Genomic DNA, 16,403 nt, shown 5'->3' with positions numbered 1-16,403 from the left:
CCATGACCGACGTCCAGTTCCGCAACCTGTCGAAATCCTTCGGCCAGCACAAAATCCTCGAGGACATCAACCTCGATATCAAAAGCGGCGAGTTCGTCGTGCTGGTCGGTCCGTCCGGCTGCGGCAAGTCGACCCTGCTGCGCATGCTGGCCGGGCTGGAGACGATCACCTCCGGCGACCTCGTCATCGGCGGCACGCGCGCCAACGAGCTGCCGCCGCAGAAGCGCAACATCGCCATGGTGTTCCAGTCCTATGCGCTGTTCCCGCATTTGAAGGCGTCGGAAAATATCGGCTTCGGCCCGAAGATCCGCGGCGAGAACCGCGCGACGATCGATGACAAGGTCAAGAAGGCCTCCGGCGTGCTCAACCTCTTCTCCTATCTCGACCGCTATCCGCGGCAATTGTCGGGCGGCCAGCGCCAGCGCGTCGCCATGGGCCGCGCCATCGTGCGCGAGCCTTCCGTCTTCCTGTTCGACGAGCCGCTCTCCAATCTCGACGCGCAGCTGCGCGTGCAGATGCGCACCGAGATCAAGGCGCTGCACCAGCGGCTGAAATCGACCATCGTCTATGTCACCCACGACCAGATCGAGGCGATGACCATGGCCGACCGCATCGTGGTGATGGACCGCGGCCGCATCCAGCAGGTCGGGCAGCCGCTGGAGCTCTATGACCGGCCGGCCAACAAATTCGTCGCCGGCTTTATCGGCTCGCCGTCGATGAGTTTCGTTTCCGGTGCGCTGAAGAGCGTCGACAGCAAGGCTTGGTTCGAGACTAAGGGCGGTGGCCGGCTGGCGCTCTCGGGCAAGGCGGCGTCCGGCAGCGACACGGTCGAGGCCGGTATCCGGCCAGAGCATTTTGTGGTTGGCGCGGGTGACGACGCCATCGCCATCAAGGTCGATGTCGTCGAGCCGACCGGTTCGGAAACGCATGTCTACGGCTCGGTCGGCGACGACACGGTGCGCGCCGTGTTCCGCGACCGGCTGCAGGTGAAGCCGGGCGACCGGCTGCCGGTGAGCGTCGACCCGCGCAACATTCACCTGTTCGACAAGGCGACGGGCCTGCCGCTCTGAGATGATGAGATGAAGACCCCGGCCGACATTATCACCCGCCTGCAATTGATGTCGCAGGACGGCACCAAGTCGGACCGCCGGCTGGCCGGGCTGGTGCTTTCCGATCTCGATTTCGCCTCCAAGGCCGCCATTTCGGAGATTGCCGCGCGCGTCGGCGTCAGCGAGCCGACCGTCACCCGCTTCTGCCGCAATCTCGGCTGCGAGGGCCTGCGCGATTTCAAGTTCTACCTGGCGCAGGCGATCGCCATCGGCGGCCAGTATCTGTCGCCGGAACCGCTCAGCCGCGACGCGCGCGAGCAGCGCATCGCCTCGGCGATTACCGAGGCAGCGATCGCCGCCATCCAGCGCGCCAGCGAAAATCTCGACATGACGACGCTGATGGATGTCGCCGCGCGCATCGCCGCTTCCGGCAATGTGCTGTGCATCGGCTCCGGCGGCATTTCCTCGATGATGGCGACCGAGATGCAGAACCGGCTGTTCCGGCTGGGGCTGTCGGCGCTCGCCCAGATCGACGGCCAGCTGCAGCGCATGTATGCCGCGGTGGCGACGCCCGAGACGACGCTGGTCGCCTTCTCGGTGTCCGGCTATGCGCGCTCGGTGATTGAGGCGGTCGAGGTCGCGCAGCAATATGGCGCCGCCACCGTCGCCATCACCGCGCCGGATTCGGCTCTGGCCAAGGTCGCTGACACGGTCATCCTGCTGCAGTCCGTCGAGGACGGCAACATCTACAAGCCGACCTCGTCGCGCTACGCGCTTTTGGCCATCGTCGACATGATCGCCACCACGGTGGCGGAATCGCGCGGGCCGAAAGTGCTGGAGAATCTGCGCCGCATCAAGCAGAGCGTGAACACGCTGAAGGTCGACGATCCGAAGCTGCCGCTGGGGGATTGAGAAGAGCCGGCGTTGAAGCTGCCAACCCCCCCCAAGCGGGGGAGATGGCCGGCAGGCCAGAGGGGGGGGCGCTGTCCCGCCTGCATCTCAAACTCTGGATTACTCGATCATACCCTCGACGCTTTTCGCCAGCTCAGCCGCATCTCCCAGGATTCGCAGCGTCTTCAGCCGCGATGTGCCGCCGGCGACCACCGAAACGGTCGACACCGAAACACCCAACGCCTTGGCGATCATCCGTTCCAGCGCTTGATTGGCGGCGCCGTTCTCCGGCACGGCGCGCACGCGGGCCTTGAGATGGCTGCGGCCGTCGGCGGCGGTCTCGACACCTTCGATCCGGTCGAGCGCGGCTTTCGGCGTCAGCCGCACGTAAAGGTCGATGCCGTTCTCGCGCAGCCGAAACGACGTGCTCATCAGCCGCCGGTCACGACCCAGGACCAGACGGTGGTGACCAGGAACTGCCGGATGAAGAAAATGATCAGCAAGAGGATGATAGGCGAAATGTCGATGCCGCCGAGATCGGGCATGAAGCGGCGGATCGGGCGCAAGGCCGGCTCGGTCAGCCGGTAGAGCATGTTACCGACGCTGCCGACGAACTGGTTGCGCGAGTTGACGACATTGAAGGCATAGAGCCAGGAAAAGATCGCCGAGGCGATGATGATCCACCAGTAGATATCAAGCGCCATGACGATGGTCTGAATAAGGGCGATCATGCCGGTCTCCAAATTGTCGCCGACATGTAGCCATTGCGTGGCGAGCGGGCAAGGGCCGCCGGCCTTGGCGAGCCGGCAAGGCCCTCGGCACATGGCGTCAGGCCATCGTTTCGCCTTGACATCAAACGGCTGCGACCGATACAAGCCGATCCGCTGGAACGGGGCTGTAGCTCAGCTGGGAGAGCGCATCGTTCGCAATGATGAGGTCAGGGGTTCGATCCCCCTCAGCTCCACCAGCCAGCACACGCTTGTGCTCCTCGTCGGCTTCAATCTTCCTCGCTCAGCATTTTGTGACCGCCGGATTTCGGGCCGCGTGCTTGGAACCAATGGCGGGGCAAGACGGTTCAGCTATACTTTTGAAGCTGATATGCCCCCGCCGGCTGGGTAAGCGGCGATGCTCGAGGAGTTTTCATCATGCAGATTTTGTCCAGGTTCCGTTCAGTCGCGGTGGCGGCAATCGCCGCCGCGGGCGTGAGCATTGCCGGCGCCGCGCATGCCGACAGCGGCACGATCCGCTTTTCCGTCTACAAGGCCGCCTTCTTCATCGGCGGCTCCGGCGGCGAGGGCACGCTGACCTTCCACGGCAAGCGCTATCCGATCTCGGTCGGCGGCGTCTCGGGCGGCCTCGCCTTCGGGGCGTCCAAAACCTATTTCCAAGGCACCGTGCGCCACATCCGCCGCGCCAGCGATGTGACGGGAGTCTATGGGGCTGCGGGCGGCGGCGGCGCGCTCGGCAAGGGCGCCCAGGTGATCGTCATGACCAATGACAAGGGCGCCCAGCTCGAGCTTACCGGCAGGCAGGTCGGCCTGCAGGTCAACGCCGATCTCAGCGGCATCAGCATCGCGCTGAAGCGGTAGGGCGCAACGCTCTTCGTGGAGGGCCGGCAAAGGCGCCGCCTGGGCGCCGAATGCCGGCCACTGTAAGTCGAGAGGCGTGCAAGCAGGCCTCGGCCCGCGAAGGGCTCCCGGCCTCGGGATGCCTCAATTGTCCCAATCATCCCAATTGTCTTCGTCCTGCGGCGGGTAGTCTGGAACGACCCGGATAATCCGCCGTGGACGCTGATAGCGCCAGTAATCCTCATCCGGCGGCTGCGGCTCATAGGTGCGGTAAGCGGGGCGGTAGTAACGCTCCCGCTTCCAGTGCTTGTGCTTCTTATGCGGTCGCACGCAGTAGCCGTCGTCGGTCAAATAAGCGCATGTGACGTGCGCCTCCTGCACCAAGCTATTTCGAGCCGGCACGCCAATCATCGGCGCCGCCTGGACCGCTGGCATCACCGCCAGCATGGTCCCAGCAAGGGCAAGAACAGACAGTTTCATCAGCCTCTCCAAGGTCTCCAGGTAAAAGCCGGAAGAACGTCCTGTTTGAGGGCGATTTGCGGCAGCCGAGATCACTTTGATTTTCGGCTGCACATATAAGCGTCAGATCATGTCTTGCGCCGGCGTCAGGCTGAGGTCACGAGAGCCTGTGCTGTCTTTCATACCGTCCCGCGAGCGGAGGTGGCACTGCACAGGGATTTTGACCGGTCGGCTCCGTTTGCGTTGGCAGGTGGCATGCCTTGGCGATTGGCCGAAACGTCCATCGCGATCGTCATTCTAGGGAGGAGCAGGAGCGAAGCTCCGTCGCGAAGCCCCTGGAATCCATGCCGTTACCTTCGCCGAGGCGTGCAACGGAGCAAAATTCTGCACCCTGGCGGCGCTTCCAAGTCACGGCATGGATTCTATGGTCTGCGCCGCGTCGCATCGCTCCTTGCTCCGCCGTAGAATGACGACGTTGAGGCGGCTTCACCCCTCTGTGTCAGGGAACTAGTTCGCCAGCTGATCGAGAAGCGTGTCTATTTCCCCTTTCTTTGGGGCTTCGGGCGAAGCAGGGGTAGCTTGCGGGTCGACCGGGGCGGGTTCCGCCGCCGGCGCGGCGGCCTCGGCTTCGGTCCCGCCACCGGCGTCCGAACTTGTTGGCGGCGGCGCCGCGTTTTCCGTATTGCCGTTGTCCGGCGCCACGACTGCTTCCGGAGCGGCGGGCGGGGTTTTGGGCCGGGGTGCGGCGTTGTGCAGAAGATCGTCGATCAGATCGGCCGCTCCCTTGCCGGAGCCGTCTGCGTTCGAGCCCGTTTGGTCCTGGAGCAGCTTGTCGAGTTTCAGTTTTCCAGTTGGCAGCCCGAGGCGGCTCAACATATCCAGCGCGCCCTGCGGGTCCTTGGCCAACGCGCTCAGGTCCGGATAGGCACGGGGGGCGGACAGCGGACCCTGGACCACAATCGGCACCCCGATGCCCTTCACCGCGACGTCGCCTCCTTGTCCGGCGAGCGAAGCGATGACACGCGGGTTGAGATACATGTCGAGCGTCTGGTCGGCGAGGTCGATCTTGCCCGAGCCGTCCATCCGCACCAGCGGGCCCAGCAGGCTGATGTCGGTCGTCTGCGCGATGCCGTTCTCGATGGCGAATGAGGCGCCGAGTTCCGTGAATGTCGTCTTCTTGGCCTGATCCTGCTTGAAGCCTCCGGCAAGCAGCCCGACCAGGTTGTTGTAGACCTCCGCTATGTCGATGCCGCGGAAGGCGCCGTCGCTGAATTTCGTCGCTGCCTTGCCGCCGAGGGAACGGGCAAGCGACTTCGTGGTCTTTCCCGAGCCTGAAACCGCGACCGTCGCATCAAGCGTTCCTTCGATGCGGTCGAAAGCCGCCGCGTCGTGGAGCAAGGTGGCCGCGGCCGTGCCGGCGATTGCGGTGTTCAGGTCCAGGGAAGCGGCGTCGCCGGAGCCGTCGGCGGTCATTTCCGCGGCAATCGTGCCGCCGTAGAAGGGGCTTTGCGGCACACTCAGGTGAGCCTTGCCGTCGGTCACCGTCAGCACGGTTGCAACCGGCCCGGCAAAAACCTTGCCATAGCCGAGCTTGTCCGCCGCGACCTCGATCCTGGCGTCAATTCCCTTGAGGAAGGAGAGATCGATCGGCGCGTCGGTTGCCCCGCCCGGTTTCTGTTTGCCGGCGGCGGCGGCCCCGCCGCCGCCGGCGAGCGCTGCAAAGTCAAGTTTCGCGAAATTGAGCGACGTCCGGATGGTGACAGGTGCCCCCAGTTTCACCGAGCCTTGCCCTGACGCCTTGACGCCGTTCAAGGCGACGGTGGCCTTCTGGAAGGAGAATTGCTGCGGGCCGGCATCGACATCGCCCTTGAAGGCAAAGTCCTGCAGACTGCGGGACGCGCTTTGTCCCAACCATTGCATCAGCTTGTCGAGCGAGGGCGACGTGGCCGAGACCTGGCCCTTGAACGTGCCGCCACCCCCGGCAACGCCGCTTATGCTGCCTTCCAGGTATTTGGAGGAAACCGAAAGGCTGATCGGGCCGGGTGCGCCGGAAACAGAGGCACCGGCGAGAAAGGATGCAGGCGCGATCTGGGATTTGAACGCCACGGCCTGTCCCCGCCAGGCGAGCTTGCCCGTCAGATCGACAGGCTTGCCGATATCGCGAATCTTCGCGTCAAGATTGAGCCCGGTAATGTCGTTGGCCGTTCGGTCCTGCGCATCGGCAAGCGCTGCAAGCGGAAGCTTGCCCTCTCGAATCCCGATCGTTCCCTGCAGATTTGCGCTGCTGCGTATGCGGTCGGGGGTGAGTCCGCGAAACGCGAACCCCATATCGGCCGTGAGCTTGCCGGACAACGGCACGGATTGTCCGGCCAGCTTTGCTATCGAGCCGATATCCAGCCCTGAACTCGCAATATTGCCGCGTATGGTCGGAGGTGTTTGGCCGACATCCGTGGAGGCTTTCGCGGTGAGGTTTCCCGCGTCGAGGCCGAAGTGCTCCAGCTTTGCCTCGAGATGCCCGTCGCGCAATGTTGCACCGAGCTGGACGTCGGAAGCCCGTATCTTGCCGCCGACCAATTCATCGATGGCAACGCCGATGTCGGCGTCGAAAGCGGACAGCATGGCAAGGTCGGGCTCTGCGGAACCGGCCGGTTTGCCAGCGCTGGAGCCACCCTTGCCAATATCGCTCAAGGCGTCGATATCGACGCGCTTGGCCGCCAGGTCGGCGAAGAAGTGATGCCGCGCCCCAGGCTGGAAGAGCGCGTCCATCTGAAAGCTCTGGTCGCCAATATCGAACTTTCCGCCCTTGATCTGATAGCTGCCATTGCTGTTGAGCTGGATCTCGCCGCTCGCGTGCAATGAAGAGAATTTGGAAACCGGCGCCGGGTCGAGCCGCGCCTCGATGGCGATCTCGGCCGGCAGCCGTTTCAGGATCGGCCTCAGCGCGGAAAGGCTCCCGCTCATTTCAATGCGACGGCCGTTGCTGTTGCCGGCCAATGAGAACGAGGTCTCCCGGTCGAGATCCGGGACCCTTAGATCGGCGTCGATCGCCGTCACCGTGGCGATGTTGCCGGTCGACGCGCCTGAGGTCAGGGTGCCATTCGTTATCGTCAGTTGGTTGATCGCCAGCCGCTCGAGCGTATCGACTATCGCCGCGAACGGATCAGCCTGAACATCCTTCGGTTCCGAAGGCGCCGCCGCGTTCGCCGAAGCCTTGAGCGCGATTGTCGGATCCGCCAGCGCGACAGACTGTATCTCAAGCTTCTTCGACCATAGCGACGACAGCGTTATCGACGTCGAGAACCGTGGAGCGGATATCGCGATGTCGCCCGTGCCGGTCGAGAGCGAGATATCGTCAGCGACCACGGCCAGCTTGGGCAGCAGCGACAATCGGACTGGCCCGTCCAACCGAATGGTCATTCCGGTCGCGGATGACAGTTGCCGGCTCAATTCGGCACGAACCCAGTCGGTTGAAACAAGAGCGGGCAGAAGGAAGAGCAGCCCGACGACAAGAACAACAGCTACGGTGAGTGCAGCGACGATTTTTCTCACATCGACCAGCCAAAAACGATCGGAAGAATCAGTATCGTTGAGCATACATGCTTCCGGCGCCTGACTGAATCCTGCCGTCGATTGACGCCGCGCCGGGCGAGAGCCAAGCTGACGCTTCGCCGCAAGCATCCGCCCGACGTGGTGCTCCGCCTATCTTGAGACTGCCGGCGCGCTGTGGCGGTGTTGGCGCGCGTAAGCCACGCAGGCATCCACCGTGCTGACGCACAGCGCATCGCGGCTGTTCGGCAGGTTGTTGTCACCGGCATAGGCCACCTCGGCGACGTGGCCGTTGAGCATGCGGATCTGCGTGTTGCAATAGCCGCCCGGAGCGACGTTGACCGACCCTCCGACCGCGGGGATCGCACCCACTGCCATCGTCGGCACAGCAATACTGAGATTGCCGCGTTGCACGGTGCGCTGATAGGTCCAGATCTGGCCGGATGACCCCACGTCGGCCGTTGCGCTCGGAAAGCCTGCGCACATGCGAATGTCGGCTTCGCTCAGTCCGACCAATTCCTTGCGGGCCGCGGAAGTGGTGACGTCCTCCTTCGCGAGCCGCGACGTATCGTCGGGGATGACGCAGGATGACAGGATGGGGATGCCTGCCGCAAGAAGGGCAAGTTTTCGAATGCGCGAAGATGTCATGCCGTCGATTAGGGTTGCGTGTCGCCCGGCCTGCCCAGTTGCCTACTTAGGCAATCGAGCAGCGGGATCAACCCGCCAAGCCGGTCACGAAAATGTTGTGATGAGACGCTCACACCACCCGAAGATAACTCGTCATACCGGTTTTCTGGTGCTCGATGATGTGGCAGTGCAGCAGCCAGTCGCCGGGATTGTCGGCGACGAAGCCGAGCTGGACCTTCTCATTGGGCTGGATCAGATAGGTGTCGGAAACCAGCGGCTGGACGGCCCTGGTCGATGACGACAGCACCCTGAAGCTCATGCCGTGCAAATGGATCGGGTGCGCGTGCGGCGTGAGGTTCTCCATGTCGATGATGTAGCTTTGGCCGAGCTTCAGTTCGGCGAGCGGCGCGGTCGGGTCCGGCGTGTCGCCGGGCCACGGCACCTTGTTGATCGCCCAGAAACTGTAGCCGAGCGAGCCGCAAACGCTGTCGGCCGCAACGTTCTCGGCCGTGGCGCTCAGTGCCAGCGGAATGCGCCTGGCGCCGGCGACATCGAGCTCCGCCACCGGATTGGCTTCGAGCCGGCCGACATCGCGCAGATCGTGCTTGAGCGATTTGCCGACCGAGCGCAGCGTCGCCAGGATCTTCGGCTTGGTGCCACGGACGTCGCGCAGGCTGACGATCGCGCCTTCCTCGTCGGGCATGCGGATGGCAAGCTCGAGCCGCTGGCCGGGTCCCAGCTGCAAGGCATCCGGCGTGAACCGTTGCGGCACCGGGTTGCCGTCGAGCGCGATGACCGTCGCCTCGGCGCCGTCGACGCGGAAGGCATAGATGCGGGTGACGTCGGTGATGGCCGCGCGCAGCCGCACCAGCCCGCCGGCGGGCGCATCGAATTGCGGCTGGTCGAGCCAATTGGCGGTGCGCACCGTGCCGAAGGTACCGGCCTTGGCCGCGTCGCGCGGCCTGAACGACTCGATGAACTGGCCGTCGTCGCCCAGCCGCCAGTCGCGCAGGTTGACGATCATCTCGACATCGAAGACCGGATCGTTCGGATTCTCGACCACGATCACGCCGGTCAGGCCATGACCCATCTGGATCAGCGTGTTGCAGTGCGGGTGGTACCAGAACGTGCCGGCGTCGGGCGGCGAAAACGCGTAGTCGAAATGGTCGCCCTGATAGACATAGGGCTGCACCAGGAACGGCACGCCGTCCATCTTGTTGGGGACGCGGATGCCATGCCAGTGGATGGTCGTCGGATCGTCTATGCCGTTGATCAGCCGGGCGGCGAAAGGCTCGCCCTTCCTCATCCTGACCACCGGCGGCATGCCGGCCTCGCCCCAGGTCAGCACATTCTTCGTCGGCGCGCCTTCCATCAGTTGCGCCTGAATGCTTGCGGTCTTCAGGATCAGCGGCTCGGGCTTCGGCGCCGCCCAGCCGGTCAATCTGCCAATGGCTGCCGCGCCGGTTCCGGCGAGACCGGCGACAGCGGCGGTTTTGAGGAGACTGCGGCGGGTTAGCATCGTCATCTGATTGGATTTCGGCAGGCTCGGTGCCGCGGCAAAGTTGAATGGTTCAGCCGCGTATCACCATCCGTCCAGTTGGCCTAGTCCCTCAGGCTGAAGACGAAGGGCGCGGTGCGGGTGACGCGCGCGCCGAGTTCGGCCGGCGGGGGCGGCACCGAGGCGCCCTGCAAGGCGCCGAGGGCCGCGCGGTCGAGATCGCCATCGCCCGAGGATCGCGCCAGCCGGGCCGACACCACCCTGCCCGAGGTGTCGACCGTGAAGGTCACGCTCGGCGTGCCCTCGGCCCGTCTCGATCGCGCCGCGCTCGGATAGCGCGTGTGCCGCCTGATCCACGCCGCCAGGCTGGAATTCCAGCGCGACGGGCTGACACTCGAACGCGCCGCCGCATTCGACGAGAGTGGCGCGGCCGCCTTCGCCGCCGCCTTGGCGTCGATGCTGGCGGTGGTCGTCGCCTTGGGCGGCGGCGCCTTTTCCTTGCTGACCTGTTCCTTCGGCCTTTCGACCGGTTTCTTCTCGGCTTTCTTCCTGGGTCCGGCCGGCTTTTGCGCCTTCACCTCCGCTTCCACCGGTTTCGGCCGCGGCAACGGGATGACGACGTCCGGCGCGATCGCCTCGACAGGGTCAGGCGCGACCTCGTCCAGCGGCTGCTCGCTCAGCGTGGCAACGGCCTGTTCCGTCGACTCGGCCTGCTCGGCTTCTTGCATGTCGTCGACAACGGCTGGCCGTTCAGTGGCGGGCTCGGCCTGTTCCACCGCCGGCGCAGGATCTGTCACCGGTTTTACCTCGACCGGCTTTTCCGTCTCCGCCGCATCAGGCGGCTCGGGCGTCGCCGTGTCCAGCATCGCCGCCTCTTCCAGCACGGCGGGCGCGATCACCAGCGGCGCCATCTCGACCGCCAGCGCCGGCGGCGGGCCGCCATCCTGCGTCTCGGCGAAACTCAGGTTCTGCACCGCATAGGCAACCGCCACATGCGCGGCCAGAACGATCGCGGCGGCGCTCGTCCACAGGCCGGTTTCGCGCGGGCCGCAGCGCGGCTGGGAGATGCGGGAAAGGGCGGCGACCGTCATGGCGCCGTGCTTGCGCCCGGCGCCGGGGAGGGGTTCGCGCCGGTCGCAGGCGTTCCGGACATGGCCTGCCCTCCGGCATCGCCAGCTGTTTCGAGGCCGACCAGCGCGACCTTGAGATAGCCGGCCCTGCGCAAGAGGTTCATGACTTCCATCAGGTCGCCATAGCCGACTGTCTTGTCGGCGCGCAGGAAGATGCGCGTCTGCTTGTCCCCCTTGGTACGGCCGTCGAGCACAGGGGCAAAGGCCTGACGCGGCACGCCGTCATTGCCGATCGCCAGCGTGAGGTCGCTTTTCAGGGTCAGGAACAGCGGCGTCTCGGGCCGTGGCGCCGGCGTTGCCGTCGATCCGGGCAGGTCGACATTGACGTCGACGGTGGCGAGCGGCGCCGCGACCATGAAGATGATCAGAAGCACCAGGATGACATCGATGAACGGCGTGACGTTGATGTCGCGGTTTTCCTCGAGATCGTCGCCGGCCGTCTCGCGAATGCGCGCCGCCATCGCCGTTACTCCGCCGCCATGGCCGTTGCCGGCGGCACCGTGCGGAAATCGAGGTCGCGGCTGACCAGCCGCTCGACGCCGGCGGAGGCGTCGGCGAGGATCTGCCTGTAGCCGGCTATCGAGCGCGCGAAGACGTTATAGATGACGACCGCCGGAATGGCCGCGACAAGGCCCATGGCGGTCGCAAGCAGCGCCTCGGCGATGCCGGGCGCCACGACGGCGAGGTTGGTGGTCTGCGCCTGCGAGATGCCGATAAAGGCGTTCATGATACCCCATACGGTGCCGAACAGGCCGACGAAGGGCGCCGTCGAGCCGATGGTTGCGAGCAGGCCGGTGCCGCGCGACATGCGGCGGGACGCTGCCGCCTCGATGCGCGAAAGCCGGGAGGCGACGCGTTCCTTCAGGCCGTCGCCGGGGGCATGGTCGAGCGCGCCGGCCGAAAGCGCCCGTTCTTCTTCCGCCGCCCGCACCAGCAGCGCGCCCGGGCCGCCGCTGTGGCCAAGTTCCCGGCCGGCCTGCATCAGCGTCGCGGCGTTGCCGATCGCATCGGCGGCGCGACGGGCCCTTAGCTTGCCGCCAAACACCTCCAGCGACTTGGCGAACCAGATCGTCCAGGTGACGAGGGAAGCGAAGGCCAACCCGACCATAACCGCCTTCACGACGATGTCGGCATTCATGAACATGCCCCAGGGCGACAGGTCATGCGGCAGTGTCAGCGAGATGGAAGGCTCTTCGCCGGTGGCGCCGCTCGGAGCCGGCTGGATGCCTAGTTCCGCCGGTGCGGTTCCAACCGGTGTCCGGCCCGTGACCGATGGATTGGTGGCGGCTGCGACGGGCGCGGCCGGACCAGTCGCCGGTGCTGTCGGCTGCTGCTGTGCCAGGGCTATCCCAGTCGAAAAAATCACGGATGCGGCCAGCGCCGCGAACAGAACGCTCCGGGACAAGTCTCGTCCTCGCTTTGTCATGGCACGAACCGGCAGGTTTGTCGGCTGGCTGGTGCGCACCTCGGTCACGGCTTTCCGCCAGGGTTGCCGACTGAGTATAAAACATGACTTTGATAGTCAAGATTAAGATCGAAATCCAGACCAACAAATCCGGCGAAGCCGCTGTTCAATCGCTCCGGGGAGCGTACCGGCCGCCACCGCAGGACTTTCGCCGCATGCGCGGCAGGCTATGCTCGATGCCGAAGAAGGAGACCGCGGATGATCAAGGCGATACCATTCGACTTTCCCTATGACGGCAGGCTGGAGCCGCAACATACGGCGCTGCTGGCGATCGACCTCCAGGAGGATTTCCTGTCGCCGACCGGCTACTTCGCCCGCAAGGGCTACGATCCGTCGCCGCTGAGAGCCATTCTGCCGGCGGTCAACCGGCTGATCGCGGCGGCCCGCGCCGCCGGTCTCACCATCATCCACACAAGGCAGGGCTACCGCGCCGACATGGCCGACATGACGCCTTACGAGAAATGGCGCCGCAAGCGGGCAGGGCTCGACGGAACCGATGTGCTGCTGCGCTCCGGCCCGGGCTTCCAGATCTGCGCCGACATCGACGTGAAGCCTGAGGACATCATCATCGACAAGACCTGCAACAGCGCCTTCACCTATACCGATCTCGAACTGGTGCTACGGGCGCGCGGCATCACGCATCTGATGTTCATCGGCTGCACGACTGATGTCTGCGTGCACACCACCTTGCGCGAGGCCTGCGACCGCAACTTCCAGTGCCTGACGATTTCGGATGCCTGCGCCAGCGGCGACCAGTATGCGCACGAAGCGGCGCTGCATATGGTGACGGTCGAGGATGGCGTCTTCGGCGCGCTGGCGGATTCGGCCGCCGTCATCGCGGCGCTGCGGCAGTTCGCAGGCGCTGCGCGCTGAAGCTATTTTGGGTCTCATCGAAATTTTTTCGCGCCACCGTTCCGTTTTCGATTCCGGCTTCGTCTTGAGGGGCGTAACGGGTGCGAGAGCCGCGAGGGCCTGCGCCATCAGGACAAACGGAGCCAAGCCATGTCGACCGCAGTGACCTTGATCAACGTCTTCACCGCCAAGCCCGGCAGGCAGCAGGATCTGGCAAAGGCGCTCGCCGAGGGCACAAGGAGCTTCTTCAGCAAGCAGCCGGGGTCGCTGTCGTCGTCCGTGGTCGTAGGCGACGACGGCAGCAAGGTGGTCAACATCTCGCGGTGGCGCTCGGCCGAGGACATCGCCGCCTTCCGCAGTGATCCCCGCTTCGCCGGCTACATCAGAACGATCATGGAGATTGCGACCACCGAAAGCGTGACGGGCCACACCGCCTATTCCCACACTGGCGGGATCGAGGACCAGGAGGCTGCGTGACCGGTTCGCATGACCATCCCGTTGCGGCCACGGAAGCCAGGCTTCGCGCCTTCGAGCGCGAGGCCGCCGGCCTGAGAGCCAAGCTGCACCGCTACTGCTCGCGGATGGTCGGATCGGTCATCGATGGCGAAGACATCGTCCAGGAGGTTTTGGCCAAAGGCTTCGTGGCGATCAGGAATGGCGACATGCCCGACAAGACCGAGCCCTGGCTGTTTCGCATCGCGCACAACGCGGCCCTCGATTTCCTGCGCAAGCGCGCCCGCTTGCGAGGGCGCGAAAGCGAGGTCGAGCTCGACACGATCGCCGACGAGAATTCGGCGCTGGATGCGCGCATCGCCGCCGAGGCGAGCCTTGCCGAGCTGATGCAACTGCCGCCGGCGCAACGGTGCACGGTCGTGCTGAAGGATGTGCTCGGACACAGCCTGGAGGAGATCGGCGAAATCCTCGAAACTTCCGACACGGCGATCAAGGGCGCGCTGCAGCGGGGCCGCGAGAGCCTGCGCAAGCTGGCAGCCGCGCCGCGTATGGCGTCGCCCCGCCCGGCCCTCGACCGGCAGGACATGCGGCGCCTCGGCGACTATGTGGCCGCCTTCAACGCCAGGGACTTCGATGCCTTGCGCGGCCTGCTGGCCGAGGACGTCAAGCTGGAACTGGTCAACCGCCTGCGCGCCGACGGCAAGGACTATGTCGGCAATTATTTCGGCCGCTATGCCGACGAAACGCATTGGCATTTCACGACCGGACTTGTCGAAGGCCGGCCCGCCATCCTGGTCACCAGTCCGGAGCGCCCGGACGGGCCGCCGCGCTACTTCATCCTCATCGATTGGGAAAACGGCCGGATCGCCGGCATCCGCGACTTCCTGTTCGCGGATTACGTGATGGACGGCCTGGATTACTCCGATGCGGGATGACCCTGCCGTGGCGCAATTCCGCACGGAGGGCTACGGCGAAGTCGCCGAGCCTGTCGCTTCATACTTTTCCTGGAATCGCGTCAGCCCGCGCGGTGTTCCGCAAAGGAGCGCGAGGCGAACGCGCCCGGTTGCCGAACCTCAGCCTCGCGCCGCGCCAGCGAATTCGCGACCAATGTGATCGTCTCGCGCCCGATACGGGCGATCTCGCTTGCGCGGTCGATGCCGCCGATCATGAATTCCTCGATGCCAAGCGCCGCGTAGGGCAGCAGCGCCAGGGCGACCCGCGGCGGCGACCCGGCTATCTCGACCGCCTTGTGATCCGGTGTGCCCGTCCAGCCGTCCGGGTGGATGTGGACCGGCAGCGCGAAGCGCAACCTGCCGGCGCGGCCATGCTCCGCCGCGGCGCCGCGCACGCGCTGCATCAATTGCGCAACCTCGTCCGGCGAGCCGGCGGCCAGCTCGAAGACATCGGCATGCTTTCCGGCGACCTTCAAGGCCGTGCCGGACTGCCCGCCGAGGCGGATGGCGAGGTCGGCGCCATGCGGGCCCTTGCGCGGCACGAAGCCGCCGCGGACGCTGTAGAAGGCGCCTTCATGGTCGAAGGGCCTATCGTTCGACCACAGCCGCTTCAGCAACACCAGATATTCGTCGATGCGCTGCCACACCACGCCGTGGCCGACGGGCCGCGCCTCGGCGTCGCTGTCTTCCAGCGGTTCGCTCAGCATGCGCAGCGACAGGCGGCCGCCGCTTTTGCGATCGAGCGCAGCGAGCTGCCTTGCAGCCACCGTCGGCTCGATCACGCCAGCCCAATGCGTCAGCACGACTTCGAGCGAGCCGGTGCGGTCGAGCGTCTGGGCGGCGATGTCCATATTGGTGAGCAGTCCGGCCGGATCGTCCACCACCAGCCTGCGGAAACCGGCGTCCTCGATCAGCGACAATCTGGTCGCGGTTTCGGCGAAATCGTAGAAGAAGCTGCTGTTTGCAGGCTTCCCGGGAACATGCGTGAACTCGATCGGCATTGCCATCTCCTCCATCACGTTGGCTTGCCCCGCTCCAAAGCCTTCGAACCAATCCAAGACGCAGGCGCACGACGGCACCCTGGCGCCCGGCCAGTTTTCCACTCCGATTACTCAAACTCAGATTGTTTTGACGGCGGGTCTCGGCCGCCATTAGGTCAGGGATCTGCGGTCAGGGGATCAGCCCCAGCACCACCGCGCCGGTGAACACGAACGCAAGCGCGAAGACGAGATAAGCGAAGGTGCCGCCATAGGCGGGCCTCCAGTTCTGGTCGGCAGTCAGCCTTTGTCCCTTGCGGACGGTCTGAGCGTTCTGGATATAGGACATATCGGCCTCCATTTCGGCCATTAATCTATAAAGTTAGTAGACTTTGTCGATTGCTATTTTTCGGCGATTTGTGGAAATGCGTTTTCAGAATTTGGCGGATCTGGGTTTCTCATACTCAAAATCCGCGTGACGCAGCTGGCGCCCGAACCCGCGCGATCCGGTCAAGGCGCTGAAAATCCTTCGTTACAGGCCTGCCACATGTTTGTTCGCGCCATCGCGGTAGAGTTCCGCGACCGCAACATCCGCTGCAACGCGGTCTGCCCCGGCTTCATCCGCATGCCGCACGGGCTGCGCGAGGTGGCCGACCTCGGCAAGCTCGGCGTCGATGTCTCGGATGCGGCGATGGCCGCGCAGCAGGGGCGCATCGGCGAGCCGAAGGAAGTGGCCAAGGCCGCGTTGTTCCTGGCCAGCGACGAATCCAGCTTCGTCAACGGCGCGCATCTGTTTGTGGACAACGCGTTTACGGCGATCTGACGGCGTTCCGGGCTGCGTTCCTCGCCCCACGAAAGTGGGGAGAGGTGGCTCGGCGAAGCCGAGACGGAGAAGGGAAAGGCTCGGCCTTCGCGTTGATCGGCGAAAATCATCA

The 16,403-nt window shown here is 65.0% G+C and carries 17 protein-coding genes, 1 tRNA gene and 1 pseudogene; 8 read left to right on the top strand and 11 right to left on the bottom strand.

Annotated elements, in window-relative coordinates; translation table 11 throughout:
• Positions 1 to 2 precede the first annotated feature (2 nt).
• Both WDX12_RS07675 and WDX12_RS07670 read left to right on the top strand, forming a co-directional pair.
• Positions 3 to 1,070 (top strand): ABC transporter ATP-binding protein, encoded by a 1,068-nt coding sequence (locus WDX12_RS07675; RefSeq protein ID WP_434724458.1) that lies wholly within the window; start codon positions 3 to 5, stop codon positions 1,068 to 1,070.
• Positions 1,071 to 1,079: 9 nt separating this feature from the next.
• Positions 1,080 to 1,961: a MurR/RpiR family transcriptional regulator gene (locus WDX12_RS07670; protein ID WP_434724457.1), complete on the top strand. Its 882-nt coding sequence runs from the start codon at positions 1,080 to 1,082 to the stop codon at positions 1,959 to 1,961.
• 99 nt (positions 1,962 to 2,060) lie between these two features.
• Here WDX12_RS07670 and WDX12_RS07665 read toward each other — a convergent pair whose 3' ends face one another.
• A complete protein-coding gene (locus WDX12_RS07665) occupies positions 2,061 to 2,372 on the bottom strand; it encodes a DUF167 family protein (RefSeq protein WP_434724456.1) in 312 nt (103 codons plus the stop codon).
• Complete coding sequence (locus tag WDX12_RS07660) at positions 2,372 to 2,671, bottom strand: YggT family protein (protein ID WP_320297640.1); 300 nt, start codon at positions 2,669 to 2,671, stop codon at positions 2,372 to 2,374. Before WDX12_RS07660 ends, WDX12_RS07665 begins: the two co-directional genes overlap by 1 nt.
• 160 nt (positions 2,672 to 2,831) lie before the next feature.
• On the opposite strand from WDX12_RS07660, the gene WDX12_RS07655 reads away from it, so the two are divergent.
• Both WDX12_RS07655 and WDX12_RS07650 read left to right on the top strand, forming a co-directional pair.
• A tRNA-Ala gene (locus WDX12_RS07655) sits at positions 2,832 to 2,907 on the top strand.
• A 178-nt stretch (positions 2,908 to 3,085) separates the two neighbouring features.
• Positions 3,086 to 3,529, top strand: a complete 444-nt coding sequence (locus tag WDX12_RS07650) for a hypothetical protein (RefSeq protein WP_320297524.1) — start codon at positions 3,086 to 3,088, stop codon at positions 3,527 to 3,529.
• Between the two features lie 123 nt (positions 3,530 to 3,652).
• On the opposite strand, the gene WDX12_RS07645 is transcribed toward WDX12_RS07650, so the two are convergent.
• From WDX12_RS07645 to exbB, 7 genes are all read right to left on the bottom strand, one after another.
• Positions 3,653 to 3,988 carry a hypothetical protein gene (locus WDX12_RS07645; protein ID WP_320297525.1) on the bottom strand — a complete coding sequence of 112 codons (336 nt, stop codon included), beginning with the start codon at positions 3,986 to 3,988 and terminating at the stop codon, positions 3,653 to 3,655.
• Positions 3,989 to 4,474: 486 nt separating this feature from the next.
• Positions 4,475 to 7,645: an AsmA family protein gene (locus WDX12_RS07640; RefSeq protein ID WP_434724455.1), complete on the bottom strand. Its 3,171-nt coding sequence runs from the start codon at positions 7,643 to 7,645 to the stop codon at positions 4,475 to 4,477.
• A gap of 21 nt (positions 7,646 to 7,666) precedes the next feature.
• Entirely contained in the window at positions 7,667 to 8,161 is a 495-nt protein-coding gene (locus WDX12_RS07635; RefSeq protein WP_434724454.1) for a hypothetical protein, read from the bottom strand.
• Between the two features lie 109 nt (positions 8,162 to 8,270).
• The gene (locus tag WDX12_RS07630) at positions 8,271 to 9,665 is read right to left on the bottom strand and encodes a multicopper oxidase family protein (protein WP_434724453.1); all 1,395 of its coding nucleotides are present in this window, start codon (positions 9,663 to 9,665) and stop codon (positions 8,271 to 8,273) included.
• A gap of 77 nt (positions 9,666 to 9,742) precedes the next feature.
• The gene (locus tag WDX12_RS07625; RefSeq protein ID WP_434724452.1) at positions 9,743 to 10,729 is read right to left on the bottom strand and encodes a TonB family protein; all 987 of its coding nucleotides are present in this window, start codon (positions 10,727 to 10,729) and stop codon (positions 9,743 to 9,745) included.
• Positions 10,726 to 11,229 carry a TonB system transport protein ExbD gene (exbD, locus tag WDX12_RS07620; protein ID WP_434724451.1) on the bottom strand — a complete coding sequence of 168 codons (504 nt, stop codon included), beginning with the start codon at positions 11,227 to 11,229 and terminating at the stop codon, positions 10,726 to 10,728. Before exbD ends, WDX12_RS07625 begins: the two co-directional genes overlap by 4 nt.
• 5 nt (positions 11,230 to 11,234) lie before the next feature.
• Positions 11,235 to 12,173 carry a tonB-system energizer ExbB gene (exbB, locus tag WDX12_RS07615; RefSeq protein ID WP_434724450.1) on the bottom strand — a complete coding sequence of 313 codons (939 nt, stop codon included), beginning with the start codon at positions 12,171 to 12,173 and terminating at the stop codon, positions 11,235 to 11,237.
• A 258-nt stretch (positions 12,174 to 12,431) separates the two neighbouring features.
• Here exbB and WDX12_RS07610 point away from each other — a divergent pair, with 258 nt between their 5' ends.
• The 3 genes from WDX12_RS07610 (at position 12,432) to WDX12_RS07600 (ending at position 14,473) form a co-directional block, all read left to right on the top strand.
• Positions 12,432 to 13,106 (top strand): cysteine hydrolase family protein, encoded by a 675-nt coding sequence (locus WDX12_RS07610; RefSeq protein WP_434724449.1) that lies wholly within the window; start codon positions 12,432 to 12,434, stop codon positions 13,104 to 13,106.
• 129 nt (positions 13,107 to 13,235) lie between these two features.
• Complete coding sequence (locus tag WDX12_RS07605) at positions 13,236 to 13,562, top strand: antibiotic biosynthesis monooxygenase family protein (RefSeq protein ID WP_434724448.1); 327 nt, start codon at positions 13,236 to 13,238, stop codon at positions 13,560 to 13,562.
• Positions 13,559 to 14,473 carry a sigma-70 family RNA polymerase sigma factor gene (locus tag WDX12_RS07600; RefSeq protein WP_320297533.1) on the top strand — a complete coding sequence of 305 codons (915 nt, stop codon included), beginning with the start codon at positions 13,559 to 13,561 and terminating at the stop codon, positions 14,471 to 14,473. The genes WDX12_RS07605 and WDX12_RS07600 overlap by 4 nt, the downstream gene beginning before the upstream one ends.
• An 80-nt stretch (positions 14,474 to 14,553) precedes the next feature.
• On the opposite strand, the gene WDX12_RS07595 is transcribed toward WDX12_RS07600, so the two are convergent.
• Both WDX12_RS07595 and WDX12_RS07590 read right to left on the bottom strand, forming a co-directional pair.
• Positions 14,554 to 15,492 carry an LLM class flavin-dependent oxidoreductase gene (locus tag WDX12_RS07595; protein ID WP_434724447.1) on the bottom strand — a complete coding sequence of 313 codons (939 nt, stop codon included), beginning with the start codon at positions 15,490 to 15,492 and terminating at the stop codon, positions 14,554 to 14,556.
• A 169-nt stretch (positions 15,493 to 15,661) separates the two neighbouring features.
• Entirely contained in the window at positions 15,662 to 15,817 is a 156-nt protein-coding gene (locus WDX12_RS07590) for a hypothetical protein (protein ID WP_320297535.1), read from the bottom strand.
• 189 nt (positions 15,818 to 16,006) lie between these two features.
• On the opposite strand from WDX12_RS07590, the pseudogene WDX12_RS07585 reads away from it, so the two are divergent.
• Positions 16,007 to 16,291 (top strand): annotated as a pseudogene (locus WDX12_RS07585) (SDR family oxidoreductase); the annotation flags it as partial.
• Between the last annotated feature and the right edge of the window lie 112 nt (positions 16,292 to 16,403).

It is taken from the genome of Mesorhizobium sp. RIZ17 (assembly GCF_051127865.1).
In the GTDB taxonomy this organism is placed as follows: domain Bacteria; phylum Pseudomonadota; class Alphaproteobacteria; order Rhizobiales; family Rhizobiaceae; genus Mesorhizobium; species Mesorhizobium humile.
This window is presented reverse-complemented; position numbering and strand designations above follow the sequence as displayed.

Coding starts and splice junctions, on each gene's coding strand:
- exbD (WP_434724451.1), bottom strand. CDS start 11,229: ATGGCGGCGCGCATTCGCGAGACGGCCGGCGACGATCTCGAGGAAAAC.
- WDX12_RS07640 (WP_434724455.1), bottom strand. CDS start 7,645: ATGCTTGCGGCGAAGCGTCAGCTTGGCTCTCGCCCGGCGCGGCGTCAA.
- WDX12_RS07660 (WP_320297640.1), bottom strand. CDS start 2,671: ATGATCGCCCTTATTCAGACCATCGTCATGGCGCTTGATATCTACTGG.
- WDX12_RS07625 (WP_434724452.1), bottom strand. CDS start 10,729: ATGACGGTCGCCGCCCTTTCCCGCATCTCCCAGCCGCGCTGCGGCCCG.
- WDX12_RS07675 (WP_434724458.1), top strand. CDS start 3: ATGACCGACGTCCAGTTCCGCAACCTGTCGAAATCCTTCGGCCAGCAC.
- WDX12_RS07650 (WP_320297524.1), top strand. CDS start 3,086: ATGCAGATTTTGTCCAGGTTCCGTTCAGTCGCGGTGGCGGCAATCGCC.
- WDX12_RS07670 (WP_434724457.1), top strand. CDS start 1,080: ATGAAGACCCCGGCCGACATTATCACCCGCCTGCAATTGATGTCGCAG.
- WDX12_RS07590 (WP_320297535.1), bottom strand. CDS start 15,817: ATGTCCTATATCCAGAACGCTCAGACCGTCCGCAAGGGACAAAGGCTG.
- WDX12_RS07610 (WP_434724449.1), top strand. CDS start 12,432: ATGATCAAGGCGATACCATTCGACTTTCCCTATGACGGCAGGCTGGAG.
- WDX12_RS07635 (WP_434724454.1), bottom strand. CDS start 8,161: ATGACATCTTCGCGCATTCGAAAACTTGCCCTTCTTGCGGCAGGCATC.
- WDX12_RS07665 (WP_434724456.1), bottom strand. CDS start 2,372: ATGAGCACGTCGTTTCGGCTGCGCGAGAACGGCATCGACCTTTACGTG.
- WDX12_RS07595 (WP_434724447.1), bottom strand. CDS start 15,492: ATGCCGATCGAGTTCACGCATGTTCCCGGGAAGCCTGCAAACAGCAGC.
- WDX12_RS07645 (WP_320297525.1), bottom strand. CDS start 3,988: ATGAAACTGTCTGTTCTTGCCCTTGCTGGGACCATGCTGGCGGTGATG.
- WDX12_RS07630 (WP_434724453.1), bottom strand. CDS start 9,665: ATGACGATGCTAACCCGCCGCAGTCTCCTCAAAACCGCCGCTGTCGCC.
- WDX12_RS07605 (WP_434724448.1), top strand. CDS start 13,236: ATGTCGACCGCAGTGACCTTGATCAACGTCTTCACCGCCAAGCCCGGC.